Origin of the sequence: Actinospineispora acaciae DSM 45401, assembly GCF_000620785.1 — a bacterium.
Lineage (GTDB): Bacteria > Actinomycetota > Actinomycetes > Mycobacteriales > Pseudonocardiaceae > Pseudonocardia > Pseudonocardia acaciae.
Window position 1 is genome coordinate 1,880,479 of sequence record NZ_JIAI01000001.1, and the last position, 25,406, is coordinate 1,905,884.

At 72.7% G+C, this 25,406-nt stretch carries 28 protein-coding genes and 2 pseudogenes; 21 read left to right on the forward strand and 9 right to left on the reverse strand.

Going from position 1 to position 25,406, the window contains the following annotated elements; translation table 11 throughout:
* Nucleotides 1-25: 25 nt before the first annotated feature.
* Nucleotides 26-238 (reverse strand): annotated as a pseudogene (locus N912_RS65655) (SDR family NAD(P)-dependent oxidoreductase); the annotation flags it as partial.
* Nucleotides 239-358: 120 nt separating this feature from the next.
* On the opposite strand from N912_RS65655, the gene N912_RS0109120 reads away from it, so the two are divergent.
* Nucleotides 359-1,816 (forward strand): aminotransferase class I/II-fold pyridoxal phosphate-dependent enzyme, encoded by a 1,458-nt coding sequence (locus N912_RS0109120; protein WP_028922195.1) that lies wholly within the window; start codon nucleotides 359-361, stop codon nucleotides 1,814-1,816.
* On the opposite strand, the gene N912_RS50550 is transcribed toward N912_RS0109120, so the two are convergent.
* Complete coding sequence (locus tag N912_RS50550) at nucleotides 1,809-2,780, reverse strand: patatin-like phospholipase family protein (protein WP_051579872.1); 972 nt, start codon at nucleotides 2,778-2,780, stop codon at nucleotides 1,809-1,811. The genes N912_RS0109120 and N912_RS50550 overlap by 8 nt on opposite strands.
* Nucleotides 2,781-2,973: 193 nt before the next feature.
* On the opposite strand from N912_RS50550, the gene gvpJ reads away from it, so the two are divergent.
* From gvpJ to N912_RS0109185, 12 genes and pseudogenes are all read left to right on the forward strand, one after another.
* Nucleotides 2,974-3,396 carry a gas vesicle protein GvpJ gene (gene gvpJ, locus N912_RS0109130; protein ID WP_169747852.1) on the forward strand — a complete coding sequence of 141 codons (423 nt, stop codon included), beginning with the start codon at nucleotides 2,974-2,976 and terminating at the stop codon, nucleotides 3,394-3,396.
* Nucleotides 3,393-4,130 carry a GvpL/GvpF family gas vesicle protein gene (locus N912_RS0109135; protein WP_028922197.1) on the forward strand — a complete coding sequence of 246 codons (738 nt, stop codon included), beginning with the start codon at nucleotides 3,393-3,395 and terminating at the stop codon, nucleotides 4,128-4,130. The genes gvpJ and N912_RS0109135 overlap by 4 nt, the downstream gene beginning before the upstream one ends.
* Entirely contained in the window at nucleotides 4,127-4,369 is a 243-nt protein-coding gene (locus N912_RS0109140; protein WP_028922198.1) for a gas vesicle protein GvpG, read from the forward strand. The genes N912_RS0109135 and N912_RS0109140 overlap by 4 nt, the downstream gene beginning before the upstream one ends.
* 31 nt (nucleotides 4,370-4,400) lie before the next feature.
* Nucleotides 4,401-4,676 (forward strand): gas vesicle protein, encoded by a 276-nt coding sequence (locus N912_RS50555; RefSeq protein ID WP_051579970.1) that lies wholly within the window; start codon nucleotides 4,401-4,403, stop codon nucleotides 4,674-4,676.
* A complete protein-coding gene (locus N912_RS50560; protein WP_051579873.1) occupies nucleotides 4,673-5,122 on the forward strand; it encodes a GvpL/GvpF family gas vesicle protein in 450 nt (149 codons plus the stop codon). The genes N912_RS50555 and N912_RS50560 overlap by 4 nt, the downstream gene beginning before the upstream one ends.
* Nucleotides 5,083-5,244, forward strand: a pseudogene (gene gvpK, locus N912_RS64480) (gas vesicle protein GvpK); the annotation flags it as partial. The gene N912_RS50560 and the pseudogene gvpK, both read left to right, overlap by 40 nt.
* A 39-nt stretch (nucleotides 5,245-5,283) precedes the next feature.
* Nucleotides 5,284-6,339, forward strand: coding sequence for a Ppx/GppA family phosphatase (locus tag N912_RS50570; protein ID WP_051579874.1), 1,056 nt, complete (start codon nucleotides 5,284-5,286; stop codon nucleotides 6,337-6,339).
* Nucleotides 6,340-6,392: 53 nt separating this feature from the next.
* A complete protein-coding gene (locus tag N912_RS0109165) occupies nucleotides 6,393-7,619 on the forward strand; it encodes a helix-turn-helix domain-containing protein (RefSeq protein ID WP_051579875.1) in 1,227 nt (408 codons plus the stop codon).
* A gap of 90 nt (nucleotides 7,620-7,709) precedes the next feature.
* Nucleotides 7,710-8,045: a hypothetical protein gene (locus N912_RS0109170; protein ID WP_028922200.1), complete on the forward strand. Its 336-nt coding sequence runs from the start codon at nucleotides 7,710-7,712 to the stop codon at nucleotides 8,043-8,045.
* Nucleotides 8,042-8,416, forward strand: a complete 375-nt coding sequence (locus N912_RS0109175) for a hypothetical protein (protein WP_156993299.1) — start codon at nucleotides 8,042-8,044, stop codon at nucleotides 8,414-8,416. Before N912_RS0109170 ends, N912_RS0109175 begins: the two co-directional genes overlap by 4 nt.
* A gap of 169 nt (nucleotides 8,417-8,585) precedes the next feature.
* Nucleotides 8,586-9,632, forward strand: a complete 1,047-nt coding sequence (locus N912_RS50575) for an RNA polymerase sigma factor (RefSeq protein WP_084210694.1) — start codon at nucleotides 8,586-8,588, stop codon at nucleotides 9,630-9,632.
* A gap of 116 nt (nucleotides 9,633-9,748) precedes the next feature.
* Nucleotides 9,749-10,135, forward strand: coding sequence for a hypothetical protein (locus N912_RS0109185; protein WP_028922202.1), 387 nt, complete (start codon nucleotides 9,749-9,751; stop codon nucleotides 10,133-10,135).
* 5 nt (nucleotides 10,136-10,140) lie between these two features.
* On the opposite strand, the gene N912_RS0109190 is transcribed toward N912_RS0109185, so the two are convergent.
* Nucleotides 10,141-11,313, reverse strand: coding sequence for an AI-2E family transporter (locus N912_RS0109190; protein ID WP_051579877.1), 1,173 nt, complete (start codon nucleotides 11,311-11,313; stop codon nucleotides 10,141-10,143).
* A 118-nt stretch (nucleotides 11,314-11,431) separates the two neighbouring features.
* On the opposite strand from N912_RS0109190, the gene N912_RS50580 reads away from it, so the two are divergent.
* On the forward strand, nucleotides 11,432-11,758 hold the full coding sequence (locus N912_RS50580; RefSeq protein ID WP_051579878.1) for an STAS domain-containing protein: 327 nt from the start codon (nucleotides 11,432-11,434) through the stop codon (nucleotides 11,756-11,758).
* A gap of 14 nt (nucleotides 11,759-11,772) precedes the next feature.
* Here the strand turns inward: N912_RS50580 and N912_RS50585 are convergent, their stop codons facing one another.
* Nucleotides 11,773-13,206: an FAD-dependent monooxygenase gene (locus N912_RS50585; RefSeq protein ID WP_064745179.1), complete on the reverse strand. Its 1,434-nt coding sequence runs from the start codon at nucleotides 13,204-13,206 to the stop codon at nucleotides 11,773-11,775.
* Nucleotides 13,207-13,362: 156 nt separating this feature from the next.
* On the opposite strand from N912_RS50585, the gene N912_RS0109205 reads away from it, so the two are divergent.
* On the forward strand, nucleotides 13,363-13,989 hold the full coding sequence (locus N912_RS0109205) for a PadR family transcriptional regulator (protein WP_028922204.1): 627 nt from the start codon (nucleotides 13,363-13,365) through the stop codon (nucleotides 13,987-13,989).
* Here N912_RS0109205 and N912_RS0109210 read toward each other — a convergent pair.
* From N912_RS0109210 to N912_RS50595, 3 genes are all read right to left on the reverse strand, one after another.
* Nucleotides 13,986-14,921, reverse strand: a complete 936-nt coding sequence (locus N912_RS0109210; protein ID WP_342670836.1) for an NADP-dependent oxidoreductase — start codon at nucleotides 14,919-14,921, stop codon at nucleotides 13,986-13,988. The genes N912_RS0109205 and N912_RS0109210 overlap by 4 nt on opposite strands.
* Before the next feature lie 105 nt (nucleotides 14,922-15,026).
* Nucleotides 15,027-15,638 (reverse strand): TetR/AcrR family transcriptional regulator, encoded by a 612-nt coding sequence (locus N912_RS50590; RefSeq protein ID WP_037063057.1) that lies wholly within the window; start codon nucleotides 15,636-15,638, stop codon nucleotides 15,027-15,029.
* Nucleotides 15,639-15,748: 110 nt separating this feature from the next.
* Nucleotides 15,749-16,138: an SPW repeat domain-containing protein gene (locus N912_RS50595; RefSeq protein WP_051579879.1), complete on the reverse strand. Its 390-nt coding sequence runs from the start codon at nucleotides 16,136-16,138 to the stop codon at nucleotides 15,749-15,751.
* Nucleotides 16,139-16,302: 164 nt separating this feature from the next.
* On the opposite strand from N912_RS50595, the gene N912_RS0109225 reads away from it, so the two are divergent.
* Together N912_RS0109225 and N912_RS0109230 are read left to right on the forward strand one after the other, a co-directional pair.
* Nucleotides 16,303-16,926 carry a TetR/AcrR family transcriptional regulator gene (locus N912_RS0109225; protein ID WP_028922206.1) on the forward strand — a complete coding sequence of 208 codons (624 nt, stop codon included), beginning with the start codon at nucleotides 16,303-16,305 and terminating at the stop codon, nucleotides 16,924-16,926.
* Nucleotides 16,923-18,389 (forward strand): FAD-dependent monooxygenase, encoded by a 1,467-nt coding sequence (locus N912_RS0109230; protein ID WP_028922207.1) that lies wholly within the window; start codon nucleotides 16,923-16,925, stop codon nucleotides 18,387-18,389. Before N912_RS0109225 ends, N912_RS0109230 begins: the two co-directional genes overlap by 4 nt.
* Here N912_RS0109230 and N912_RS0109235 read toward each other — a convergent pair.
* The gene (locus tag N912_RS0109235; RefSeq protein ID WP_028922208.1) at nucleotides 18,366-19,346 is read right to left on the reverse strand and encodes an MBL fold metallo-hydrolase; all 981 of its coding nucleotides are present in this window, start codon (nucleotides 19,344-19,346) and stop codon (nucleotides 18,366-18,368) included. The two genes, N912_RS0109230 and N912_RS0109235, sit on opposite strands and share 24 nt — an antisense overlap.
* 93 nt (nucleotides 19,347-19,439) lie before the next feature.
* On the opposite strand from N912_RS0109235, the gene N912_RS0109240 reads away from it, so the two are divergent.
* Genes N912_RS0109240 through N912_RS0109255 form a run of 4 tightly spaced genes read left to right on the forward strand, consistent with a single transcriptional unit; the run spans nucleotide 19,440 to nucleotide 24,128 of the window.
* Nucleotides 19,440-19,943: a (2Fe-2S)-binding protein gene (locus N912_RS0109240; RefSeq protein ID WP_051579880.1), complete on the forward strand. Its 504-nt coding sequence runs from the start codon at nucleotides 19,440-19,442 to the stop codon at nucleotides 19,941-19,943.
* Entirely contained in the window at nucleotides 19,940-20,779 is an 840-nt protein-coding gene (locus N912_RS0109245) for an FAD binding domain-containing protein (RefSeq protein ID WP_028922210.1), read from the forward strand. The genes N912_RS0109240 and N912_RS0109245 overlap by 4 nt, the downstream gene beginning before the upstream one ends.
* A 2-nt stretch (nucleotides 20,780-20,781) precedes the next feature.
* Nucleotides 20,782-23,028, forward strand: a complete 2,247-nt coding sequence (locus N912_RS0109250; protein WP_028922211.1) for a xanthine dehydrogenase family protein molybdopterin-binding subunit — start codon at nucleotides 20,782-20,784, stop codon at nucleotides 23,026-23,028.
* Nucleotides 23,029-23,033: 5 nt separating this feature from the next.
* Nucleotides 23,034-24,128, forward strand: coding sequence for a mandelate racemase/muconate lactonizing enzyme family protein (locus tag N912_RS0109255; protein ID WP_028922212.1), 1,095 nt, complete (start codon nucleotides 23,034-23,036; stop codon nucleotides 24,126-24,128).
* 139 nt (nucleotides 24,129-24,267) lie between these two features.
* On the opposite strand, the gene mraY is transcribed toward N912_RS0109255, so the two are convergent.
* On the reverse strand, nucleotides 24,268-25,350 hold the full coding sequence (mraY, locus tag N912_RS0109260) for a phospho-N-acetylmuramoyl-pentapeptide-transferase (RefSeq protein WP_028922213.1): 1,083 nt from the start codon (nucleotides 25,348-25,350) through the stop codon (nucleotides 24,268-24,270).
* Between the last annotated feature and the right edge of the window lie 56 nt (nucleotides 25,351-25,406).

A 25,406-nucleotide genomic window follows, 5' to 3' on the forward strand; every position in this document is an offset into this window, starting at 1 on the left:
GCCGTTATCCCTGGACGATCTCGCCGCCGACCGGGGCGAGGACCTCGCCGGTGTGCTCGGCGTCGGCGTCCTCGTGCTCGGACAGGTAGCTGATCGCCACGTCCGCGCCCTCCTTGGCGAACGCGATCGCGACGGCCCGCCCGATGCCGGAGTCTCCCCCGGTCACGAGCGCCTTCTTGCCGTCCAACAGGCCGGTGCCCCGGTAGCCGGCCATCTCGTCGTGGGGCTGGGGCGTCATCTCCCCGGTCCGGCCGGGCGGCGACTGCCGCTGGGCGGGCCCACACCCGCCGCCGCCCGTACATAGCCGATGCGGCAACGGGTATGTCCGACGCGTCGACACCCGAGAGGAGCGCGGCGGATGGACCACGGTGAGGCGCCCGTGCTGGAGGCGCTGTCGCGTTACCACGAGCGCGGGCACACCGCGTTCACCCCGCCCGGCCACAAGCAGGGCCGGGGCGCCGACCCGAGGGTGCGCGCGGTGCTCGGCGAGGACGTCTTCCGCAACGACGTGCTGGCCATCAGCGGGCTGGACGACCGCGCGTCCTCCGGCAGGGTCGTCGCGCGCGCCCAGGAGCTGATGGCCGACGCGGTCGGCGCGGACCACACGCTGTTCTCCACCTGCGGCAGCTCGCTGTCGGTGAAGAGCGCGATGCTGGCCGTGGCGGGGCGTCACGGCACGATTCTCGCCGGCCGCGACGCGCACAAGTCGGTGATCTCCGGGCTGGTCCTGTCCGGGCTGCGGCCGTTCTGGATCCACCCCCGCTGGGACCCCGACCTGCACCTGGCCCACCCGCCCTCGCCGGAGGACGTCGGCCGCGCCCTCGACGAGAGCCCCGACGTCGCCGGCGTCCTGATCACCAGCCCGACGCCGTACGGCACCTGCGCCGACCTGGACGGCATCGCCTCGGTGTGCCACCAGCGGGGCAAGCCGCTGCTGGTCGACGAGGCGTGGGGCGCGCACCTGCCGTTCCACGAGGAGCTGCCCACCTGGGCGATGAACGCCGGCGCGGACCTGTGCGTGGCCAGCGTCCACAAGATGGGCTGCGGGTTCGAACAGGGCTCGATGTTCCACGTCCGGGGCGGGCGCATCGACGTCTCGCACCTGGGCGCGTGCGCGGACATGCTGTCCACGACCAGCCCCAACGTGATCGTCTACGCCGGCATGGACGGGTGGCGCCGCCAGATGGTCCAGCACGGCCACGAGCTGCTCTCCGCCGCGTTGAAGCTGGCCGGCACGGTGCGCCACCGGCTCGACGGGCTGCCCGGGCTGCGCGTGCTGGAGCGGGAGCTGGTGCGGGCCGAGGCGTCGCGCCAGCTCGACCGGCTGAAGGTGCTCATCGACGTGTCCGAGCTGGGGATCTCCGGCTACCAGGCCGCCGACTGGCTGCGCGAGCACCGGGCCGTCGACATGGGCCTCTCCGACCACCGCCGCATCGAGGCGCAGCTGACCGTCGGCGACGACGACACCACCGCCGAGGTGCTCATCGACTCGATCGCCGCGCTCGCCACCGCCGCCGACGGGCTCCCGACCCCCCGGCGGGTCGACCTGCCCTCCCCGCGCGAGCTCGAGCTGGAGACGGTCATGCTGCCCCGCGACGCGTTCTTCGCGCCGTGCGAGGACGTGCCGGTCGCGCGGGCGGCCGGCCGCGTCTGCGCCGAGCAGGTCACCCCGTACCCGCCCGGCATCCCGGTGCTGCTGCCGGGCGAGCGGATCGGCCAGGCGGCGCTGGACTATCTGGTCACCGGGGTGGCGGCCGGCATGATGCTGCCCGACCCCGCCGACCCCCAGCTGCGCACCGTGCGGGTGGTCAGGTAGCCATCGAGGCGGGCCGAGCCGCCGCGAACCGGGCCAGGACGCTGGTCCTCGCCGAACGCAGCACGTCGCGGCGGCGCGCGCCGTCCATCATGTTCGCGCCCATGACGCCCAGGTCGGCCGCGTTCGGGGTCAGCACCCTCACCCCGGCCCCGGCCGCGCGCAGCGCCGCGACCTCCCGCCGCAGCCGGTTGGTCACCGCCCGGCGCCAGCGGCGCTCCAGCCAGGCCAGCGGCGCCCGGGGCCGGTCCAGCTCGAACGCGCCGAGCGGCGCCAGCACCAGCACCTCGTCCAGCCCGGCGTCGTCGAGCAGGTCGGCGTTGAACGGCGAGCACACGCCCCCGTCCACGTACGGCACCCCCCGGATCGGCACCGGGGCGTACCAGGCCGGCACCGCGCAGGAGGCGGTGACCGCGCGGGCCAGCGACACCCTCGGCGCCTCCGGCCGGCCGAAACCCACCCGCGCCCCGGTGTGGTAGTTCATCGCGGCGATCCAGGTGCCGTCCGGCCACCGCCCGCCCGGGTGCGCGCCGTCGACCAACCCGCGCAGCCCCCGCAACGACCGGCGTCCCCTCGGCAGCAGGGCCGCGCAGACGGCGCCCGGCGGCAACCGCCACGGCGCGCGCAGCGCCCTGGCGGCCAACCGGGGCGAGCCGAGCCCCAGCCGGCGCAGGCCCGGCAACACGGGCTCGCCGTCCAGGTCGAAGGCCACCGTCGGCGGCGGGGGCTCGGGCAGGTCCATGCCCCGCGCGCTCGCCGTGTCGCCCCGGTGCTCCCGGTACAGCTCGGCGGGCGAGCGGCCGGCGCGCAACAGCGCCGCCAGCACCGCCCCCGCCGAGGTCCCCACCATCACGTCGGCGTCCCTCGGGTCCCAACCGGTGGCGTCCTCGACGGCCAGCAGCGCACCCAACATCCACGCCGCGCCGAGAAACCCTCCGGCACCCAGGACCAGCCCGCGCCTCGTCATTCTCACCAATACCCTCGGAAGCACGAACGAAACGCGGCCGTCGAATGCTCCAAATGTGCTTCGCCTGGTCTGAACGGCGCAAATTGGCGCACGGTGGCGCGCCGGGAAGTGTCGTGATCTTCGCGGAGGGTAACCGGCCGCCCTGGCCTTCGAAACAGATCTAGTGCACACGAAAGGAGCGCCCGTGTCGGTAATGACTCAGCGGCCCGGAAACGGACAGGTCGAGCGCATGTCGGGCGGCCCGTCCGGGCTGGCCGACGTCGTCGAGCTGATCCTGGACAAGGGCCTGGTGGTCGACGTCTTCGCCAGGGTGTCGCTGGTCGGCATCGAGATCCTCACCGTGGACGCCCGCGTGGTGGTGGCCAGCGTGGACACCTACCTGCGGTTCGCCGAGGCGACGAACCGGCTCGACCTGTACGCCCAGGGCAAGGGCGGCAAGGACCTGCCCGAGCTGATGGAAGGCCTCACGGAGGGCGGCTCCCGGGGCAAGACCGGCGGGATGCTGGACGCGGCCGCCGACAAGGTCGGCGACATGCTCGGCAAGGGCGGCCAGCAGGACCGCGACGAGGCGCCGAAACGCAGGACCCGCGCCGGCACGAAGGAGCGCGCGGAATGACGCCGGCCTACGTGTACGGGTTGGTGGCCGCCGACGCCGAGCCGCCGGAGGACCTGGTCGGGCTCGGGCCGTCGGGCCGCGTCTCCACGATCACCCGGGGCCGGCTGGCCGCGCTGGTCAGCGATGCGCCGACGGACCGGGCGGTGGGCACCGCCGACGACATCCTGGGCCACCAGCGGGTGGTCGACGCGGTGGCGGCGACGACGGCGATCCTGCCCATGCGCTTCGGTTCGGTGGTCGACGACCCCGCTGAGGTCGCCGACCTGCTCGCCACCGAGCAGGACCGGCTCAGCCAGATCCTCGCCGCGCTGCAGGGGCGCGTGCAGTACACCCTGCGGGGCAGCTACCGGCAGGAGATCGTGCTGCGCGAGCTGCTGGAGCGCGACGCGGAGATCAGCTCGCTGCGGGAGCGGATCGACGGGCTGCCCGAGGACGCCTCGTACCCCGAGCGGGTGCGGCTGGGCGAACGGGTGGTGAACGAGATGACGGCCCTGCGCGAGCTCGACGCGGCCCGCATGCTGGAGCGGCTCACGCCCACCAGCGCCGAGACGGTCGAGCACCCGCCGGCGAGCCCGGAGGACGTCATCGACGCCGCGTTCCTGGTCGACAGGGCCGCCGAGCGGGAGTTCTCCGACGCGGTGGACGAGGTCGGCCGGGAGTTCGGCGGCCGGGTGCGGCTGCGCCTGCTGGGCCCGGTGGCGCCCTACGACTTCGTCCCGGGGAGATGGCGGTGAGCCTGCTGACCGGCCTGCTCGGCCTGCCGCTGGCCCCCGTGCGCGGGATGCTGTGGCTGTCCGAGCGGATCCGCGACGAGGCCGAGGCGCGCCTGCGCGACCCGGCCCTGGTCCGCGCCGAGCTGGAGCGCGTGGACGCGGCCCGCCGATCCGGCGAGCTGTCCGAAGCCGAGTGCGCGGAGCTGGAGAACGAGCTGGTGCGGCGGCTGATGCCCGAGCCGGGGGGCCACCATGGCTGACTGGCGGCGGGAGGCGGCCGGCCTGCCGGCGATGACGATCCCGCGCCCGGCCCAGCGTCAGGAGTCGACCAACCTGGCCGACATCCTGGAGCGGGTGCTGGACAAGGGCATCGTGATCGCCGGCGACATCCGGGTGAACCTGCTCGACATCGAGCTGCTCACGGTGAAGATCCGGCTGCTCGTCACCTCCGTGGACAAGGCCCGCGAGCTGGGCATCGACTGGTGGGAGCGCGACCCGACGCTCAGCTCCGGCCGCCGCGACCTCGCCGAGGAGCCGGCCCCGATCGCCAGCAAGCCCGACCGATGAGCGCCTTCGCGACCTACCTGTACGCCGTCGGCGACGCCACGCTCGCCGAGTCGGTCGCCGCCGACGCCCTGACCGGAGTGGACGGCGCGCCGGTCCGGACCGTGGTCGAGGCCGGCCTGGCGGCGGTGGTGAGCGGCGTGCCGAGCGACCGGTTCAGCGAGCGCTCGCTGCGCCACGCCATGGAGGACCTGGGCTGGTTGGAAGGCACCGCCCGCGCCCACCACCGGGTCGTCGACGCCGTGGCCGAGGCGCACACCGTGGCGCCGGCGCGGCTGGTCACCATCTACCACGACGACGGCCGCCTCCGCGCGGTGCTGGCGGAGAAGGCCCCGGGCCTCGCCGCCGTGCTGGACCGCCTGCGCGGACACTCCGAGTGGGGCGTCAAGGCGTTCGCGGCACCGCCGGCCTGCCCGAGGAGACTGTCGAGAAGCTCGGCCTCGGCCTGATGCGCCTGGAAGAGGCGATGACCGAGCTACGCGAACACTTCGGCCTCCACCCCGACGACCTCAACATCGACCTCGGCCCGCTCGGCCCGCTGCTGCCGCCCCCGGACAACCACACCCGCTGATTTCCGTGTGGAACTTTCTCCGCCGGGTAGTGCGGACAGATGAGAATTGGCGTGCTGGATATCGGGTCGAACTCCGCCCAGCTACAGGTTGTCGAGGCCTTTCCGGGCGAGCCGCCCCTGCCGGCGTATGCGATAAAAGAACCCACCAGGTTGAGCGAGGCCTTCAGCGAGGACGGCTCGATCAACGAGGCGGGCCTGGATCGCGTGGTGAACGCGGTGGAAAGGGCGGTTGGCGCGGCCCGTCAGGGATCCGTCGAACAACTCTTTGCATTCGTGACCTCGGCGGTGCGCGACGCCGGAAACCGGGACGAGGTCCTGAACCGCATCGAGGAGGCCTCGGGAATCAGGCCGCATTTCCTGGCCGGCGAGGACGAGGCCCGGTTGACGTATCTGGCCGCGCGCCGCTGGTACGGCTGGTCGGCCGGCGGGTTGCTCGTGCTGGACATCGGGGGAGGCTCGCTGGAGATCGCGCTCGGGCGTGCCGAGACACCCGACGTCTCGGTGTCGCTTCCGCTGGGCGCCGGCCGGCTGACCCGCGCGTTCCTGTCGAACCACCCCCCGAGCCGCACCGAGGTCAAGGCCCTGTGCCGCCACGTGCGCGACACGCTGCGCGAGGTCTCCGACCGGATGCGGTGGGAGCGCCCGCCAGCCCGGGTCGTGGGCACGTCGAAGACCTTCAAGCAGCTCGCCAGGCTGGCCGGCGCGTCCCCGCAGCGCCAGGGCCCGTTCGTACCCCGCGGCCTCACCAGGAAGGACGCGTCCGCGTGGGCCGTGCGCCTGGCCGGGCTCAGCGCCGAACAGCGCGCCAAACTGAACGGGGTGTCCACACCGCGCTCCCGGCAGATCCTCGCCGGCGCGATCGTCGCCAGGTCCACGATGAAGGCCCTCGGCGTCGGACGCCTCGACGTCTGCCCGTGGGCGCTGCGCGAGGGGATCGTCCTGCGCCACCTGGACGGCGACAGCGACCTCTCGCTGCAACCTGTCGAGCTCGACCTGACGCAACCGCCGTCGGCAAAGGTTCGCCGCCTCCCCCGCCAAGCAAGTGATCATCACTACCTGCGGGCCTCGTCGCGTGGCGTAGAGTCTGGCCGGTAAGGCCCGCTCCGGTTCCGTGAGCGAGGGTCGAACGCCGAGGCTGGAGCTCGGACATGACGAATCGTACCGTGATCGGCGACGAACCCGACGGCCTCGGCGACCGCGTGCGGGGCCTGCGGGAACGGGCAATCGGGCCGACCGGCAGAAGGATGACCCAAGCCGACCTCGCGGCGGCGGCCGGTGTGTCGCTCGATCTGGTCCGGAAGCTGGAGCAGGGTGTCAGGCACACGGCGTCGCTCCCAAGCCTGCACAAGCTCGCGCGGGCGCTCGACGTCGACATCGTCCGGCTCCTAGGCAAGGAGGTTGCACTGCCTCAGCCTTCGGAGAACTCTGGGGTGGTCGCGCTGCGGCGCGCGGTCACCGTCATCGACGATCTTCTCGGCGTGAGCGACCTGACCCGCGAGCCTTCGTTGGATGAGCTGCGCCGCACCGTGACCTACACCTGGGGTAGCTACTGGTCGGGCCGCTACGACAAGCTCGGCGAGACCCTTCCCGAGACGCTGCGGCTTGGCCGCGCGCTCGACCTCACCGGAGAAGCGGCCGACCTTGTCGCGCAGCTCTACCAGGCGGCCGGGTGCACGCTCGTGCAGCTGGGCCAGCCGGACGCCGCGCACATCGCGGTGCGGGAAGCGCTGAGGATCGCGCACGCCGGCACCGACCCGCTCCGGGTGAGCGCGCTACAAGGAACCATGGCGTGGCTGCTGCTCACCCAAGGACGTTTTGAGGAGTCCTACCGGTTGGCGTCCAGCGCCGCCGGTGCTATCGGCCCGGAGCACCGGGCCGACATACCTCGCATGGCGCTGTGCGGCTCCCTGCTGCTTTCCTCCGCCAACGCCGCCGGGCGCGACGGCGACGCGGGCAAAGCGGGTCATCTGCTGAGTGAAGCCCGCGACATCGCACGTCACACGGGGTATCGCACTGACTACGAGTGCGCGTTTGGTCCGGACCAGGTGACCATGCAGACGGTGGACGTGCATGTTGTGACCGAGGCGTACACGTCGGCTCTGGAAACCGCGAAGGCGATGCCGCGTGATACCCCGCTGCCGTTGAACGCCCGCGCCCGGCACCTGCAAGATCGGGCGCTGGCACACGTCCGGCTTGGGCACGATCAGCAGGCCGAGGATGCCCTGTGGGCGATGAGCACCCTCGCTCCTGACGTGTGGCTTCGGAACAACGCGCCGTCGAAGATGTTGGTCAACGAGTTGCGGACGCGGGAGCGACGGGCGCGTAAGGCGTCCCGGTTGGGCGACTTGGCGCGAAAGTTCGGCCTCGCAAGCTAGCGACACTTGTTACCTCGCTGGTAGGACACCGTTTCCCGGTAGGACGCCCTGTCCTACCGTCGTTGGGTTCTTCGCCAATAGCGTCACCTCGTGATCGACTACGGGAGCGGAGCGGGGCAGCCCGACCACGTGACACCAGCCCAGACCTACAGCGCCGTCCTAGGCGCGAACGGTGTCGTGCACGCGGTCCTGGACGGGGTCGTACGCGCGGCGTTCATCAACGGCACGCTCAGCACGGGCCGGCTGCCGACGGTGTGCGGCGTAGAAGTCGTTCCCACTGGGCACCCGCCGGCCAAGAACGCCGTGCTGCACGAGGACTGCGCGGCGGCGCTGAAGGAGCTTCCTGGGCGGGTGGAGCCCCGGGCGGGGAGCAATCCGCTGCTCAGCCGGTCGGCCCGCGTCGCGGTCGGGGACGGCTCGTGGTGACCCCGCCACGGCCCGAGCCGGTCACGATCGGCATGTTGCTCGACCTCACCGACCGGCACGTGCACGCCGTGCGCAACCCCGCCGACCCGTACCCGAAGGCCGAATGCGGCCTGACCATCTGCCCCGACATCTACCTGGACCAACCCGGCGGGGCCACGCTCCACCGCCCCTGCATGGACACGATCACGGACGCCACCCGCCTGCGGCCGGCCGTCCGCGAGTGGCGCCTCGCCAACGAGTCGGACGACCACGGCCTCCTGGTCACGTTCTGGCGGCGCTGGCTGACCTGGCGGTACGAGCGGATCATCTCCCGCTCCCTGGCGGCGGAGCGGCGCCGTCGGGCAGTCGCGGCCAAGCGCGGGGCACCTTAGGCCTACGCCGTGCGCGCCACCGACACAGGCGGAGCGGTGAGGAGGCAACCGCGTGCGGTGAGCGTGAAAAAGCGCTGGTAATCCGGGTCGTACCGAATAGGCGACGCACGCCGCAACCGGCCCGAGGCCCTGGTGGCGCGGTTTGCGGAACTGGTGTTGGGGAACACGCATGCCCATGATCGCAGGAACCGGAGAGGCTTCGGCGGACGTTCCGGATGGGCCACGCGAGCATGCGGCCGATCGGGTCGTTGCCGACCTCGATGATCCCGAGCCGGACGCGCGCGACGACATGGCGCTGGCCGTCACGGCCGATTCGGTGCGGGCGTACCTGCGCCAGCTCGGGAAGGTGCCGCTGCTGACCGCGTCGCAGGAGGTGGAGCTGGCCAAGCGGATCGAGGCCGGCCTGTTCGCCGCCGAACGGCTCGAGTCCGTGACCGGCTCCGACCAGCGGCGGTTGCGCCGCGAACTGCGCTGGCTGGTGCGCGACGGGCAGCGGGCGAAGGAGCACCTGCTGGAGGCGAACCTGCGGCTGGTGGTGTCGGTGGCCAAGCGCTACACCGGCCGGGGCATGGCGTTTCTCGATCTGATCCAGGAAGGCAACCTGGGGCTGATGCGGGCGGTGGAGAAGTTCGACCACGTCAAGGGCTACAAGTTCTCCACGTACGCGACCTGGTGGATCCGCCAGGCCATCGCCCGCGCGATGGCCGACCAGTCCCGCACCATTCGTATCCCGATCCACCTGGTCGAGGTCATCAACCGGATGGGCCGGGTGCAGCGCGAGATGCTGCGCGAGCTGGGACGTGAACCGTCAGTCGAGGAGCTGGCCGCCCAGCTGGAGCTCACCTCGGCCAGGGTGCGCGAGCTGCGGCGGATCTCCCTGGAACCGGTGTCCCTGGACCAGCCGGTCGGTAGCACCGACGCCGAGCAGAGCCTCGGCGAGTTCATCGAGGACACCGGCGCCGTGGCGCCGGCCGAGGCGGTGTCGGTGACCCTGATGCACGACCAGCTCAACCAGGTGTTGGGCACGTTGACCGAGCGCGAAGCGGGGGTGCTGCGGCTGCGGTTCGGGCTCGTCGACGGCGAGCCCCACACCCTCGACCAGATCAGCCAGGTCTACGGGGTGACCAGGGAACGGATCCGCCAGATCGAGCACAAGACCCTGGCCAAGCTGCGCCACCCGGCTCGCTCCGACCCGCTCCGCGACTACCTCGCCTGAGCACGGCGGGTGTTTTGCCGGACGGCCGGCGGGTACCCGTCGCTCACCGTGTGAACCAACGGAAGAAGCTCCCCATGAAGCACCGCCGCGCACGATCATCCGTCCATTCGGCGCCCATGTCGTCCCGCACGCTCACGACCCTGGCCCTCGCCGTCGCGGCGTGCGGCGCGTCCGTGCTGTCCCCCACCGCCGCGACCGCACCGGCCGCGGAGTCGGCGCCCGACGATGACGAATGCGAACACATGAGCTCCCACGAGCTCGAATCGGCGCTGGAAGACGCCGAACCGGGCGAGCAGGTGTGCGTCAAGGGCGACCGCCACTCACGTCACCACCGGCGCGGCACCGGACAGGACACCGACGACGAGCCCGACGCCCGGCCCCGGCCGATGACCAGCGGCGAACGCCAGTACCGCAACGGCTGCGAGCACGGCCTCGTCGTCGACGGCTGCGACAGGTTCACCGCGAAGAACCTCATCGACGCCGGCATCGACCCGCTGCGGTGACCCGGTCACTCGTCGATCTCGGAGTGGACGTCGATCCCGGGTTCGTCGGGCGCGGACGCCTCGGGTTGGCTGGTGTGCACGTCGGTCGGGTTGACGTGCGCGTCGGCCTCGCTGAGCAGGGAACGGACCGCGGAGTTGACCACCGCCAGCAGCGGGACCGCGAGCAGGGCTCCGGCGATGCCGGCGGAGAGCAGCCCGGCGGCGATGACCAGGACCACGGCCAGCGGATGGAGCTTGACGGCGCGGCCCAGCAGCAGCGGTTGCAGCACGTGGCTTTCCAGCTGCATCACCGCGACGATGATGCCCAGCACGATCAGCGCCGGGATGAAGCCCTTGGCGACCAGCGCCACCAGCACGGCGACTCCCCCGGCTATCACCGCGCCGATGATCGGTATGAACGCCCCGAGAAAGACCAGCGCGGTCAGTGGCACCGCCAGCGGCACGCCGAGGATCGCCAGGCCGACACCGATCCCGACCGCGTCCGCCACGGCGACGGCGGCGGTGGCCCGCACGTAGCTGACCAGCGCGGCAAGGCCACGCCGGCCCGCGACGTCGACGCGGGCGCGGCGGGCGGCCGGCGCGGCGCCGAGCAGGAACCGCCAGATGCCCGCGCCGTCGTGCAGCAGCAGGATCAGGGTGAACAGCACCAACACCATCTGCGCCAGGGTCTGGCCGATGGTGGCGGCGGTGGTCAGCGCGCCGGCGGTCAGGCTGGTCTGGTTCGCGCTCATCGCCGCGAGCAGGTTGTCGCGCAGGCCGCGCAGCTGGTCCCCGCTCAGGTGCAGCGGGCCGTCGGTCAGCCAACCGGTGATGGTGTTGATGCTGTCCGCGAGCTGGGTCTGCAGGGCGGGCAGCCCGTTGAGGAAGGTCAGCACGACGAACGTGAGCAGCCCACCGAGCCCGGCCAGCCCGCCGACCACGACCACCACGATCGCCAGGCCCCGGGGCACCCGGTACCTGATCAGCCGGTCGACGGCGGGAGCCAGCAGCGCGGCCAGCAGCAACGCGATGGCGACCGGCACGACCAGCGCCGCGAGGTAGCCCACGACCACGCCGATCACGTACAGGGCCGCGGCGACCACCAGCAACCGCCAGGCCAGCGCCGCGGCGACCTCCAGGACTCGCGGCGTCGACCTCTCGGCGGGCGGCGACGGCACCGCGCTTCTCGTGTCCACCACGCAGAATGCCCGCCCGCCTCCCCACTACACCCGCGAGGACGGGCTCCAGCCGGACGCTGCGTGGCGAAAGCGTTACCCTGTGCTCGATGCGCAACAACCTCGTGACGCCCGACATCCGATGATCATCAACCGTCGTGACGCCGGCCGGGCAGCGGTGTTCAGCGTGTCCGGCGAGCTGGACATGCTGACCACACCCAAGCTGGACGAGGCCCTCTCCGGCGAGAACGGTGACCGCCCGGTCGTGCTGGACCTGTCCGGGGTGACGTTCATCGGCTCGTCGGGGCTGGCGGTGGTGGCCGAACACGCCAACCGGGTCCCCGCACGGCCGGACTGGCTGACCGTCGTCACCGGCGACGGTCACGTCGTGCGCGCGTTCAACCTGTCCTCGCTCGACACGGTGGTCGCGCTGTACGAGACCGTCGAGGACGCGCTGGCCGACCGCTGACGCGCCGCGCCGGCTCAGTGCGGCACGGCGTCGAGCAGCTCGGTCGCGCGCACCGTCGGCGTGCTGGCGGCGAGGTAGCCGTCCGGGCGGACCAGCTGGGCGGAGGAGACCCGCTCGTGCCGGTGCACCAGCACGTTGCGGTCCCCGGCCGCCCGCCGCAGGCGCGCCACCTCCGCCTCGGGCACCGCGCCCGGGAGGACCAGCCGATACCGGGGCGTGCCGGCGACCGGCGGCAGCGTGATGCCGGCCCACGCGCCGGGCTTGCCGTCACCGGAGCCGTAGTTGACGGCCAGCCCGGAGAGCCCGAACGCGAGCCCTCGGCGCACCGGGGGCAGCCGGCCGAGCGTGCGCAGCGCCGCATTGCGCAGGGTGGTGCGCAGCGGGCCGCGCATCGTGGCGAGCGTGGTGAGCCGGTGGGTCTGGGCGACCACGCCCTCGGCGACCGGCCGGCGCTCGCTCTCGTAGGTGTCCAGCAGCGCGTCGTCGGCCCGGCCCCGGCAGCCGAGCGCGAGCTTCCAGGCCAGGTTGGCCGCGTCCTGGATACCGGTGTTCATGCCCTGGCCGCCGGCCGGGCTGTGCACGTGCGCCGCGTCGCCGGCCAGGAACACGCGGCCGCGCCGGTAGTGCGTGGCGATCCGGTGGCTGACCCTGAAGTTGGACGACCAGACCAGCTCGCGGACGGTCGCCGGCCTGGCCCGAGGCCCGCGCTGGTCCAGCAGCGCCTGCGGGTCGCTCACGCCGGTGCCGTGCAGCGGGCCGTCCACGGTGGCCACGATGCGGTGCCGGCCGTGCGGCAGCGGCGCGACCACGGCCAGGCCGGCCGGGGAGAAGAACAGCTGCACCTCCTCGCGCGACAGCGCCCAGTCCATCCGCACGTCCGCGAGGTAGAACCCCTGGTCGTAGGTGCCGCCGGTGAACTCCACCCCGAGCAGGCCGCGCACCGCGCTGTGCGCCCCGTCCGCGCCCACCACGTACCGGGCGGACAGCCGCCGGGCCTGCCCCTCGGCGTCCGCGACCTCCAGCTCCACCGCGTCCTGGCCCTGCCGCAGGCCGACCAGCGTCAGCGGACGGCGCACCCGGCCGCCCAGCTCGCGCAGCCGCTCGTCCAGCACCGTCTCGGTGACGTCCTGCGGGCACATCAGCGTGTACGGGAAGTCGGTGGGCAGCGGGCGGAAGTCGACGGTGACCAGCCCGCGATCCCGGTCGCGCACGCCGAAGTACGGCACCCGCACGCCGCGCTCGACCAGCCGGTCGGCCACCCCCAGCTCGCGCAGCGCCTCCAGCGTGCGGGAGTGCACCACCGCCGCCTTGGACTGGACGCTTCGGCTCTCGGCGGCGTCCAGCACGACCGCGTCGATCCCGAACTGGGCCAGCGCGACGGCCGCCGTCAGCCCCACCGGACCGGCGCCGACCACCGCGACCTCGACCGTGTCAGGCAGGTTGCTCACGGCGCCCTCCGAAACAACTGTTGGCCTACGAGTGTTGGCTTAGAACCTAGACAGGGCGACGACCCGCGTCAATACCGCACCGGCGACCTGGACGCCCTGGTCCGATAGGTATGGTGTTCAGTTCATAGAGAGCTAAACGCGAGCCGGAGGGATCGCATGTCGCTGCGGCACGCCCTGCTGGCCGTGCTCACCGCCGAGCCGATGACCGGCTACGACCTGGTCAAGCAGTTCGACGGGTCGGTCGCCTACGTGTGGAGCGCGCCCAACAGCCAGATCTACCCCGAGCTGCGCCGGATGGAGCGGGACGGGCTGCTGGACGTCCGGGTGCTGCCGCGCGGCGACCGCGCGGAGAAGCGGATGTACGCGATCAACGACGCCGGGCTCGCCGAGCTGCACCGCTGGCTGCGGGACCCGACGACCTACGCAGCCGAACGCGACCCGTACCGGCTGCGCGCCGCGCACTTCGAGTTCTCCACCTATGAGGACGCCAGGCAGCAGCTCACCGCCCACGTCCGCCACTTCACCAACGCGCTGAACAACTGGGAGCAGCTGCTGTCCGACGTGCGCAACCGCCGGGTCCCGCTGCTGCGCCGGCGGCTGGAGGAGCGCCCGGAGGCCGAGCACGAGGCGATCGTGGCGTTCCGGCTGTTCGCCTTCCAGGGCGAGGTGGACAAGGCGAAGTTCGAGATCGCCTGGGCCGAGCGGGGGCTCACGATGATCGACGACCTGGAGCGGCGGAACGTCCCACTCTGGGGCGCGGGCGAGGCCGGCCAGGCCGGCTAGGCTCCCACCAGTAGAACGATCTTTCCAGTGGTGCGGCCCTCGGCGCTGAGCCGATGCGCGGCGGCCGCCTCGGCCAGCGGGAACACCCGCTCGACGTGCACCCGGAGCAGCCCCTTGCGGACCAGGTCGGCCAATGCCTCCAGGCCGGCGCCGTCCGGGTCGACCAGGTAGCTGACGGCGCGCACGCCACGCTCGTCGGCCCGCTCATGCAACCCGGGGGTCCAGGCGCCCTGCGCGCTGACCAGGATGCCGCCCGGTCGCAGGCAGCCCAGGTTGGCCACGCCCTGCTCGCCGCCGAACATCTGGATCACCACGTCCACCTCGCGGACGTGACCGGCCAGGTCCGTCACGGTGTAGTCCACCGTCTCGTCCGCGCCCAGCTCACGCAGCAGCCCGTGCTTGGCCGACCGCGCGGCGCCGATCACGTGCGCGCCCCTGGCCTTGGCGATCTGCACGGCCAGGTGACCGACACCGCCAGCGGCCGCCGTCACCAGCACCCGCTGCCCCGCGCTCACCTGGGCCACCTCGACCAGCATCTGCCAGGCGGTGAGCCCGGCCAGCGGCAGCGCGGCCCCCTCGACCCAGCTCAGCTCGTCGGGCAGCCGCGCCAGGTGCCGGGCCGGGGCGGTGACGTACTCGGCGTAGCAGCCGGCCGCGTGCGGGAACCGGGGCATGCCGAACACCCGGTCCCCCGGGCGGAACCTGGCCACCCCGTACCCGACCTCGGTCACCGTCCCCGACACGTCCCAGCCGTTCACGAACGGCAGGCTCAGCACGCTGTTGTAGGCAAGGCCCCGGCGGGTGTAGACGTCCACCGGGTTCACCCCCGCCGCCGCGACCTCCACCCGCACCTCACCGAACACCGGCTCCGGCACGGGCACCTCGGTCGGCCGTATCACGGCTTCCGAGTCACCCCACTCGTGCTGGCTCATGGCGAGCATGTGACCTCCCGTTCACGACGTGAGAACCAAGTCTTACACCCGTTGGCCAACATATGATGGTGAACTGACGCACAGTTCAACGGGCGGTGACGACGGTCAGGAACCGCCGTCCGGCCGCAGGCCGAGCGCGAGCAGCCTGGCCAGCCCCGCCGCGTCGATCCCCGGGTCGGGCTCGCCGTGGATCACCGCCCCCATGACCGCGGCGCTGACGATCAGGCGCCCCGCCATGACGTGCGGGGCCTGCGGCTCGGGGTGCCCGGTGGCGCGGGCGAGCCGTCGCGCCACCGAGGAGGTGCCCAGCTCCCGCAGCTCCTGGGCCTGCTGCCGGATCTCGGGGTGCGCGGCCAGCTCCTGAAACACGATCTTCCGCATGCGGCCGTAACGCCCCAGCCGGTCCTGGATGTCCCGCCACAGGTCCTCGACCTCGCCGATGAGCGCGTCCGCGCCGGCCGGGCCGCCGCGCCGGGACGCGTCGAGGTCGACGGCGAAGACCGCCGCGTAGTCCCTGACCAGGGTCAGCAGCAGGCCCATCTTGGTCTTGAAGTGGTAGAAGATCAGCCCGTGCGGCACGCCGGCCGCCTCGGCGATCCGGGCGGTCGGGGTGCGGTCGAAACCGCGCTCGGCGAACAGCTCCTCGGCGGCGCGCAGGATCCTGTCACGAGCCGACGCCTCGGTGGCGGCCGGCTCGCTCGACTCGTTCCGTGGCACCCGACGATCCTCCCGGTCAGCGTCCACCCGGGCACCCCCGGGGCATGGCCGAAGGGCCGGCGCCTGGTCGACGCCGGCCCCGTGGTGGACCGGATAATTCCGCCACGCGCTCAGATGTGCTCGCGCGTCGGGTAGGTCCGGCCCGCGCCGCTGGACGAACCGCCGCCCAGCCGCTTCACCGAGGGCAGCGCCGACAGCGCGAGCACCGCCACCACCGCACCGACCACGTAGGCGTTCCACGCGGCGCCGGTGAGGTGGGTGTACGACAGCACGAACGGCGCAATCAGCAGCAGCACGCCCGCCGAGGCGAGCGTCCACTCGGCCGCCGCGCTGGCCGGCTGGGCCAGCGCCCAGATGGCGGTCAGCGCCACCACGGCGCCGAGCACCTCGGCCGTCCAGATCGTCGAGCCGTTCTCGCTGTCGAGGGTGAACAGCGGGACGAACAACACGTACAGCCCGAGCAGCAGGTTGGTCCAGTCAAGCCAACGGGTCGCGCGCATCACTGACCTCCTTCTCACGATGCCCCGGGTCTCGGGACGCCCTCACCGTATGAGTTGACTGAGTACTCAGTCAATTGTGCGGTGAGTCACGTTGGCCGTCGCAACTGCCCTGGTAGCGTCGTACCGTACGGTTCGGTTCGGCACTCAGACGATCAGGAGGCCCGATGACGGAGCGCGACCGGCAGGACGTCAAGGTCCTGCAGATCCGGCAGGCGGCCAAGACGCTGTTCCTGAGGCACGGCTTCGAACGCGTCAGCACGGCCAGCCTCGCCAAGGAGGCCGGCGTCTCCAAGGAGACGCTGTACTCCCGCTACCCGAGCAAGGAAGCCGTGCTGGCGGACGTACTGGAACACCTCGTCTCCGCCGGGCGGGCCGACGCCGGCGCCGTCGAGTCCCTGCGCGACCGGGCCGACCTCGACGGCGCGCTGCGCCGGCTGGCCCGCGAGCTGAGCGACGAGCTGATGCAGCGCGAGTACATCGAGCTGGCGCGCATCGTCATCGCCGAGACCCCACGGCTTCCGCACGTGGGCGAGACCTTCCGGGCGTCGGTGCCGGGGCGGGCGTTCCGGGCCACCACCGAGCTGCTGCTGGCCGGGCAGCGGGCGGGGCTGGTCGCGGATGTCGACCCGACCGCGGCCGCCCGCATGTTCGTCGGCCCCCTGGTGGTGCACGCACTGCTGAACGTGCTGCTTGTCGCCCCGCGCGAGGGCGCGCCGCCGGCGCCGAGGATGGACGTCGACGCGCACGTGGACCTCTTCCTGACCGCGATCTCCCGGGAACGCTCATGAGCGCCCCGGTGCTGGTCGTCGGTGCCGGGCCGACCGGCCTGGCGATGGCCGTCGAGCTGGCCCGCCGGGGCGTCGCGGTGCGGGTCGTCGACGCCGCCGAGGCCCCGACCAGCGAGACCAGGGCGCTCGGCGTGCAGCCCAGGACGCTGGAGCTGTTCGAACGCCTCGGGCTCGCCGGCGCCGCCGTGGCCGACGGGGTGCCGGTCACCGAGTTCAGGCTGTTCAGCGAGGGCGTCCAGTTCCTGGACATGAGCCTGCGCGGGCTGGACACGCCGCACCCCTATCTGCTGATGCTGCCCCAGCCGAGGGTGGAGCGGCTGCTGGCCGCGCGGTTGGCGGAGCTCGGCGTGCGGGTGCAGCGGCCGGTGGAGCTGACGGGCTTCACCCAGCGGCCGGACGAGGTCGAGGTCGAGCTTCGGCACGGCGACGGCGCGGTGGAGCGGGCGCGGGTGTCGTGGCTGGTCGGCTGCGACGGCGCGCACAGCGCGGTGCGACGCCGGCTGGGCGTGCCGTTCCTGGGCAGGCCGTTCGAGGAGAACTTCGCCGTCGCCGACGCGCGGATGGACTGGTCGCTGCCGCACGACGTCTTCCACTCGTTCCTCAACCGGGGCAGGTTCGTCGCCTACTTCCCGATGCCGGGCGGGCTGCACCGGATCACCATCGCCTACCGTCCCGGCTCGGCCCCCACCGGCGAGGTGACGCTCGACGAGCTTCAGGCCGCCGTCGACAGGTGCGCGCCGGCGGGCGCCCGCGTCGGGGACATCAGGGAGGCCGGGCGGTTCCGCATCCACCAGCGCAAGGTGGCGCGGCACTCGGTCGGCCGGGTGTTCCTCGCCGGCGACGCCGCGCATGTGCACTCGGTGGTCGGCGGGCAGGGCATGAACACCGGCATCCAGGACGCGTTCAACCTCGGCTGGAAGCTCGCCGCGGTCGCCAACGGCCGGGCGGGCGCCGGGCTGCTGGACAGCTACGCCAGCGAGCGCTCCCCCGTCGCGCACCGGCTGGTGCGCGGCACCCGCCGGGCCACCCGGCTGACGCTGCTGCGCGCCCCGGTCGCCACGGCGGCCCGCCGCCACCTCGCGCCTCGGATCACCGCGCGACCGTTCGTGCGGCGCACCCTGTCCCGGGCGCTCACCCAGCTCGACGTGTCCTACCGCGACGGCACGGGCGGCAGCGACGGCCGCCGGCTCGCGGTCGGCGACCGGTTCCCCGAGATCGGGCCGCAGCACCCGGACAGGTTCACGCTGCTGGTGTTCGGCGCCGAGCCGCCCGGGCTGCGCGCCGTACTCGGTGACCGCACCGACCTGTTCGACATCCGGCCCGTGACGGTCCCGCGCGCCGGCGCCCGGATCGGCATCGCCGGGGACGGGCTGGTCCTGGTCCGCCCCGACGGGTACCTCGCCCTGCTCGGCGGCGGTCTCGATGACCTGGCCGCCTACCTAACCAAGACGTTCGCCCGATGAGCCGATCTTGGTGAGGTAGCGGTAGGCCAGAAGGATGTTCAGCTCGTGCAGCGACTGCATCAGGGCGGGGAAACGGTCGGCGCCCGGGGTCTCCGGCGGCAGCCGCAGTGGGTCGCGCAGCGGGATCGCGCCGTAGAGGTCCTCCAGCGGCACGCCCTGGCGCAGCCGCTGGTCGACCCCGGCGGCCAGGTCTTCCAGGTAGGCGAGCATCCAGCTCACCGACGGTTCGGCGTCGCTGAGCGGGCCGTGGCCGGGGACGAACCTGTCCAGCTCCAAGGTGGCCTTCATGGCCCGGATCGAGCGCGTGTAGCCGATCGGGTCGCCGGCCAACAGCATGGGCGGCATGCCGGCGCGCCGCAGGAAGTTGCCGACCCAGGCCACCCGGGCGTCCGGCACGTGGACCAGCGTGTCCCCCGAGCCGTTGCCGCTGCCGAAGTGCCACAGGTGCACCACCCGCCCGCCCAGGTCGATCTCGCAGAACCTGTCGAACACCACGTCGGGCTCGCGCCAGGTGACGACCTCCTCCATGCCGGGGTCGCCGTACATGCTCTCCGAGCGCATCCGCTTCTCGGCCTCCAGGTCGGTCATGGCCGCCTTGTTCAGCCGGGAGGACACGACCGCCACGTCGTCGCCGAACGCGACGTTCCCGAACGTGTGGTCACCGTGGTACGTGGTGTTCGCCAGGTAGCGGATCGGGCGGTCGGTCAGCTCGCGCGCCACACCGAGCAGGTAACGGCCCACCCCTGGCGTGATGCCCGCGTCGATCACCAGCGCCGCCCTGGTGCCGACGACCAGGCCGTTGTTGTCCTTCGGCAGTTGGTTCGCCATCAGCGCGTAGACGCCGTCCGCGAGCTCGTGCGGCAGCAGCCGCAGGCCCTTGGGGCTCAGGTTGGGCGCCATGAACCCCGGCTGCCGCTCGGTCGCCTCGGGAACCACCGGTGCCGGCCAGCAGTGCATGTTCGTCTCCCGTCATTTGACTATGGATGTAGCTATATTGATAGTCTTATCGTCGCGTCGGCGTCAACCGACGGTTCGCTGAGGAGGTTTCCGATGTCAGAGACGGCACCCCCGCCGTGGCGCGCGGCCGACGAGCCGGCGCCCTGCACGGTGGTCGTGAACGGGACACCGACCACGATGAACGTCCATCCCCGGCGCACGCTCGCCGACGCGCTGCGCGAGCACGGGCTGACGGGCACGCACCTGGGCTGCGAGCACGGGGTCTGCGGCTCGTGCACCGTGCTGCTCGACGACGACCCGGTCAGGTCCTGCCTGACGCTGGCGGTGCAGGCGGAGCACCGGCGGGTGGACACCGTCGAGGGGCTCGCCGGCGAGGACGGGCCGAACGCGCTGCAGCGCGCCTTCCACCGAGGCGGCGCCCTGCAGTGCGGTTTCTGCACCCCGGGTTTCCTCATGCTGGCCACCGCGCTGTTGCGCAGCGACCCGGACGCCGGCCCCGAGCAGGTCAGGGACCGGCTCACCGCCAACGTCTGCCGCTGCACCGGCGGCGTCCCGATCATGGCGGCCGTGCTCGACGCCCAGCAGGCCGCGTCATGAAGCCGCCGCCGTTCGCCTACGCGCGGGCCGGCTCGGTGGCCGAGGCGCTGGAGCTGCTCGCGGACGCCGGGGAGGACGCCAAGCTGCTCGCCGGCGGGCAGAGCCTGATACCGCTGCTGGCCTACCGGCTGGCCCGGCCGTCGCACCTGGTCGACATCGGCCGCATTCCGGGGTTGTCCGACGTGGCGACCGGCCCGGACGGCCTGCGGGTGCAGGCGTTGGTCACCCATGCCGCGCTGCAGTCGCGGGCCGATCTCACCGGCCCGTGGCGGGCGGTCCGGGAGTGCGCCGGGCTGATCGGGCACTATCCGGTCCGGACCAGGGGCACCTTCGGCGGGAGCATCAGCCACGGCGACCCGTCCGCCGAGCTGCCGGTGGTGGCGCTGGCGCTGGAGGCCGAGTTCGTACTCCGCTCGCCCGGCGGGGAGCGGCTGGTCCGCGCCGAGGACTTCTTCGCCGGCCCGTTCATGACCGTGCTCGAACCCACCGAGATGCTGGTGCAGGCCCGCTTCCCCGCCGCCGGCGCCGGCAGGCTCAGCGCGTTCGAGGAGTTCAGCACCCGCGCGGGCGACTTCGCCAGCGCCGCCACCGCCGTCGCGCTGACGCCCGACGAGACCGGGCGGGTGCACCAGGTCCGGATCGCGCTGGGCGGCGTCGGCCCGGTCCCGGCGCGGGCGGCCGAGGCGGAGGCGGCGCTGGAGGGCGCGCCGCTGGACGAGGCGGCGATCGCGGCGGCGGCCAGGGCCGCGGCGGCGGACTGCCGGGCGGGCGAGGACGGCGCGCTCATCCCGGTGCTGGTCGAGCGGGCGCTTCGGCGCATTCGGGAGGAGCGGTGACCATGGCAGAGCGGCTCATCGGCCGATCGGTGCCGAGGCGGGCGAACATCCCGCTGCTGACCGGCGCGGCGCGCTACGTCGCGGACATCCGACGCGAGGGCCAGGTGTACGCGCGGGTGGTGCGCGGCTCGTCGGCGCACGCGCGCATCGCGCACATCGACACCGAGGAGGCCGCCTCGGCGCCGGGGGTGCTGGCCGTGATCACCGCCAAGGACATCCCGGACGTCCGCATCCCGATCCGGCTGCCGATGTTCGAGACGCCGGAGGCGAACCGCCTGCTGCAGCCGCCCCTGGCCCGCGACCAGGTCCGTTACGTGGGTGAACCGGTCGCGGTCGTGGTGGCCACCGACCCGTACCTCGCGGAGGACGCCGCCGAGCTGGTCTGGGTCGACCTCGACGAGCTGGACCCGGTCATCGAGCTCGACGCCGCAAGGGCGCCGGGCGCACCCCTGGTCCACGCCGAGCACGGGAGCAACACCGTCAACACCGTCCGGCTGGCCCACGGCGACGTGGCCGATGCGTTCGGCCGGGCGGACGTGGTGGTCTCCGACCGGATCCGGATGCGGCGCTCCACCGCCGTCCCGCTGGAGACCCGAGGCCTGCTCGCCGAGCCCGACCCGGACACCGGCGAGCTGACGCTGTGGGGCGGGGCGAAGGTCAAGCACTTCACCCGCCACGCGCTCGCCACCATGCTGGGCATCGAGCCCGGCCGCATCCGGGTCGCGGAGACCACCGTCGGCGGCGGCTTCGGCGTGCGCGGCGAGCCGTACCCCGAGGACTTCCTGGTGTGTTTCCTCGCGCTGCGGCTGGGCCGACCGGTGAGCTGGGTCGAGGACCGGGCCGAGCACCTCGTGGCCACCAACCACGCCAGGGAGCAGGTCCACGACATCGAGATCGCGGCCACCTCGGACGGGCGGCTGCTCGCGCTGCGCGACCGGGCGTGGTGCGACCACGGCGGCTACGTGCGCTCCCAGGGCATCCTGCCCGAGCTGCTGCCCGCGCTGCACATCGCGGGTCCGTACGCATGGCCGGCGTTCGAGGTCGAGTCCACCGGCGTGCTCACCCACCGCACGCCCGTCGGCACCTTCCGAGGCCCCGGCATGACCGAGGCCACGTTCGTGCGGGAACGCGTGCTGGACCGGCTGGCGGCGCGGCTCGGGCTGGACCCGGCCGAGCTGCGGCGGCGCAACCTCGTCCCGGCGGCGGCCATGCCGTACCGCATCGAGCTGGACCCCACGCCGATCACCTACGAGAGCGGTGACTTCCCCGGTTCGCTGGCCACGCTGCTGGAGCGGTCGGGCTACGACGGCCTGCGCGCCGAGCGGGAACGCCGGCGCGGCGAGGGTGAGTGCGTCGGGATCGGGCTCGCCACGTACGTCGAGGTCGGCGCGATCGGCCCGTACGAGGACGCGAAGATCGTCATCGAGCCGACCGGCCGGGTCACCGTGCACGTCGCGGTGGGCTCGCTGGGCCAGGGCGTGGAGACGGTGCTGGCCCAGATCGCCGCCGAGTCGCTGGGCGTCGGCATGGACGACGTCACCGTCGAGTTCGGCGACACGGCGGAGCTGCCCATGGGCTTCGGCGCGTTCGCCAGCCGCTCCACCGTGCTCGCCGGCAACGCGATAGTGCTCGCCGCCCGGGACCTGCGCGAGCGGGCGGCCACCGAGCTGGGCGCGGCGCCCTCGGAGGTCGAGCTGGTCGACGGCCACGCCCGGACCGGCGCCGGCGACTCGATTCCCCTCGGCAAGCTCGGCCCCGCGCACGGCCGGTTCGAGAAGCCGCACCCGAGCTTCTCGTTCGGGGCGGCACTGTCCCTGGTGCGGGTGGACCGGGCGACCGGAAAGGTGAGCGTGCTGCGCCACGTGGTGCTGCACGACGTGGGGCGCGCGGTGAACCCGGCGCTGCTGCGCGGCCAGCTGGTGGGCGCGGCCGCGCAGGGCATCGGCGGCGCGCTGCTCGAAGAGCTGACCTACGACGAGAACGGACAGCCCACCGCGACCTCGTTCAGCGACTACCTGCTGCCCACCGTCGGCGAGCTGCCGGACATCGAGGTGATCGTGGTGGAGCACCCGACCCCGGGCAACCCGCTCGGGCTCAAGGGCGGCGGCGAGTCCGGGATGGTCGGCACCCCGGCCGCCGTGGCCAACGCGGTCGCCGACGCCCTCGGCGAACGCGGCGACCGGGTGCGGGAGTTGCCGCTCACCCCCCGGCGCGTGCGCGCGCTGCTGAACACGACCCCGGAGGAGTGACTCTCATGCCCGCTGACACCGTGATCACCGACATCGCCACCACCCAGCTGTCCATCCCGCTGCAGCGCCCGTTGGTCACCGCCGCGTTCCCGATCCCGGCCATCGACACCGCGCTGGTCCGGGTCCGCACCCGGGGCGGCCACGAGGGCGTGGCCTGGAGCTTCGCGTTCGGGCGGGGACGGGTGGCCAGCCTGGTCCGGCTCATCGAGGACCTCGGCGAGACCCTCACCGGTTCGGACGCGCTGCGCACCGAGGCGCTGTGGGCGCGGCTGGCGAAGGCCGTCGGGTTCATCGGCCGGCGCGGGATGGCGGCGCTGGCGGTCTCGGCACTGGACACGGCCTGCTGGGACATCGCCGGCAAGGCCGCCGGCCAGCCCGTCCACCGGCTGCTCGGCGGCTGTCGCGACCGGATCGAGGTGTACGCCAGCCAGGGCCTGTGGCTCGACCGCGACCGCGACGAGCTGGCCGCCGAGGCCCGCGCGCTGGTCGACCAGGGCTTCCGGGCGGTCAAGATGAGGGCCGGGCTCGCCGACGCCGACGAGGACGTGGCCAGGGTCCGGATCGTCCGGGAGGCCATCGGCCCGGACGTCAAGCTCATGGTCGACGCCAACCAGGCATGGGACCTCAAGCGGACGCTGGACATGGGCCGGCGCCTGGCCGAGTACGACCTGTTCTGGCTGGAGGAACCGCTCCCCCACACCCACCTGGAGGATTACGCCCGCGCCACGCGAGCGCTGGCCATGCCACTGTGCACGGGCGAGTCGCAGTTCCTCAAGGACGAGATGCTCGAACTGGCCCGGCACCGGGCGGCCGACTACCTGATGCCCGACCTGATGCGCATGGGCGGCGTCACCGAATGGATGAAGGTCGCGCACACCTGCGAGGGCTTCGGGATCCCGGTGACGCCGCACCTGTTCATGGAGCACTCGGCGCATCTCGCCGCCGCCTGCCCCAACGCGGTGTGGCAGGAGTACCAGCCCTGGTGGCAACCGATCATGGCCACCCCGCTGACCGTGCGGGACGGCGCGCTCCCGCTCACCGACCGGCCCGGTTTCGGCATCGAGCTGAACGACTCCGCCGTCAACCGCTACCGAGCTTGACCGAACAGGCTGTGTGTGGGCGCGATGTTTCGCCGGCGCGCGGGCCGGGTAGACCGAGAGCCGGAGCTGGGGAGCACCGCACCGGGGCCGTCGCTGGGGAGCGACGGCCCCGGCATTTTCCGGCCGGAACCGAGCGCTCTCAGCGCACCGACGCGGTGTCGAGCCACTCGCCGTAGAAGATGGCCAGGCCCGCCGCGCAGCACATCGCGCCGACCAGCCAGAACCGGGTGATCACGGTCGTCTCCGCCCAGCCGCCCAGCTCGAAGTGGTGGTGGAACGGCGCCATTCGGAACAGCCGGCGCCGGGTGGTGCGGAACACGACGATCTGCAGCAGCACCGACAGCGCCTCCACGACGAACACCCCGCCGATGATCACGACCAACAGCTCGGTGCGGGTGACGATGGACAGCCCGGCGATCAGCCCGCCCAGCGCCAGCGAACCGGTGTCGCCCATGAAGATCCGGGCGGGCGCGGCATTCCACCACAGGAACCCGATGCAGCCACCGGCCGCCGCGGCCGCGACGAGCGCCACGTCCAGCGGATCGCGCACCACGTAGCAGCCCAGCTCCATCGGCGAGGACGAGCACCAATGCCGGAACTGCCCATATCCGATGATCACGTAGGTGCCCAGCACCATCGCCGAGGTGCCGGCAGCCAGCCCGTCGAGCCCATCGGTCAGGTTCACCGCGTTCGACCAGGCGCTGATCAGCAGGTAGGCGAACACCACGAAACCCACCGCGCCGAACGAGATGACCGTGATGTCACGCACGAACGACGGGCCGGGCGAGGCCGGGGTCACGCCCGAGGAGTTGGCGAAACGCAACGCGAGGATCCCGAACACCACCGCCGTCACCAACTGGCCGGCCAGCTTCGACGCCTTGTTCAGCCCCAGGTTGCGCCGCCGCCGCAGCTTGATCAGGTCGTCGACGAAACCGACGGTCCCCAGGCAGCTGGTGAGCAGCAGCACCAGCCAGGCGGACGCGGTCGGCCCGCCGTCGTGCTCGCCGGCCGTCAGGCTCGCCACCAGATACCCCACCCACATCGCGGCCAGGATCGCGATCCCGCCCATGGTGGGCGTGCCACGCTTGGCCCGGTGGCTGGCCGGCCCCTCGGCACGGATCTCCTGACCGAACCCCCGCCGGGTGAACAACAGGATCAGAAACGGGGTGAGCAGGACCGACACCGCCAACGCGACGCCCGCCGCGACCAGAACCCCCCGCACCCAGGAACCTCCTACCTACCGGTGACCACAAGACTCACCGCGAATTCTTCAGCCCC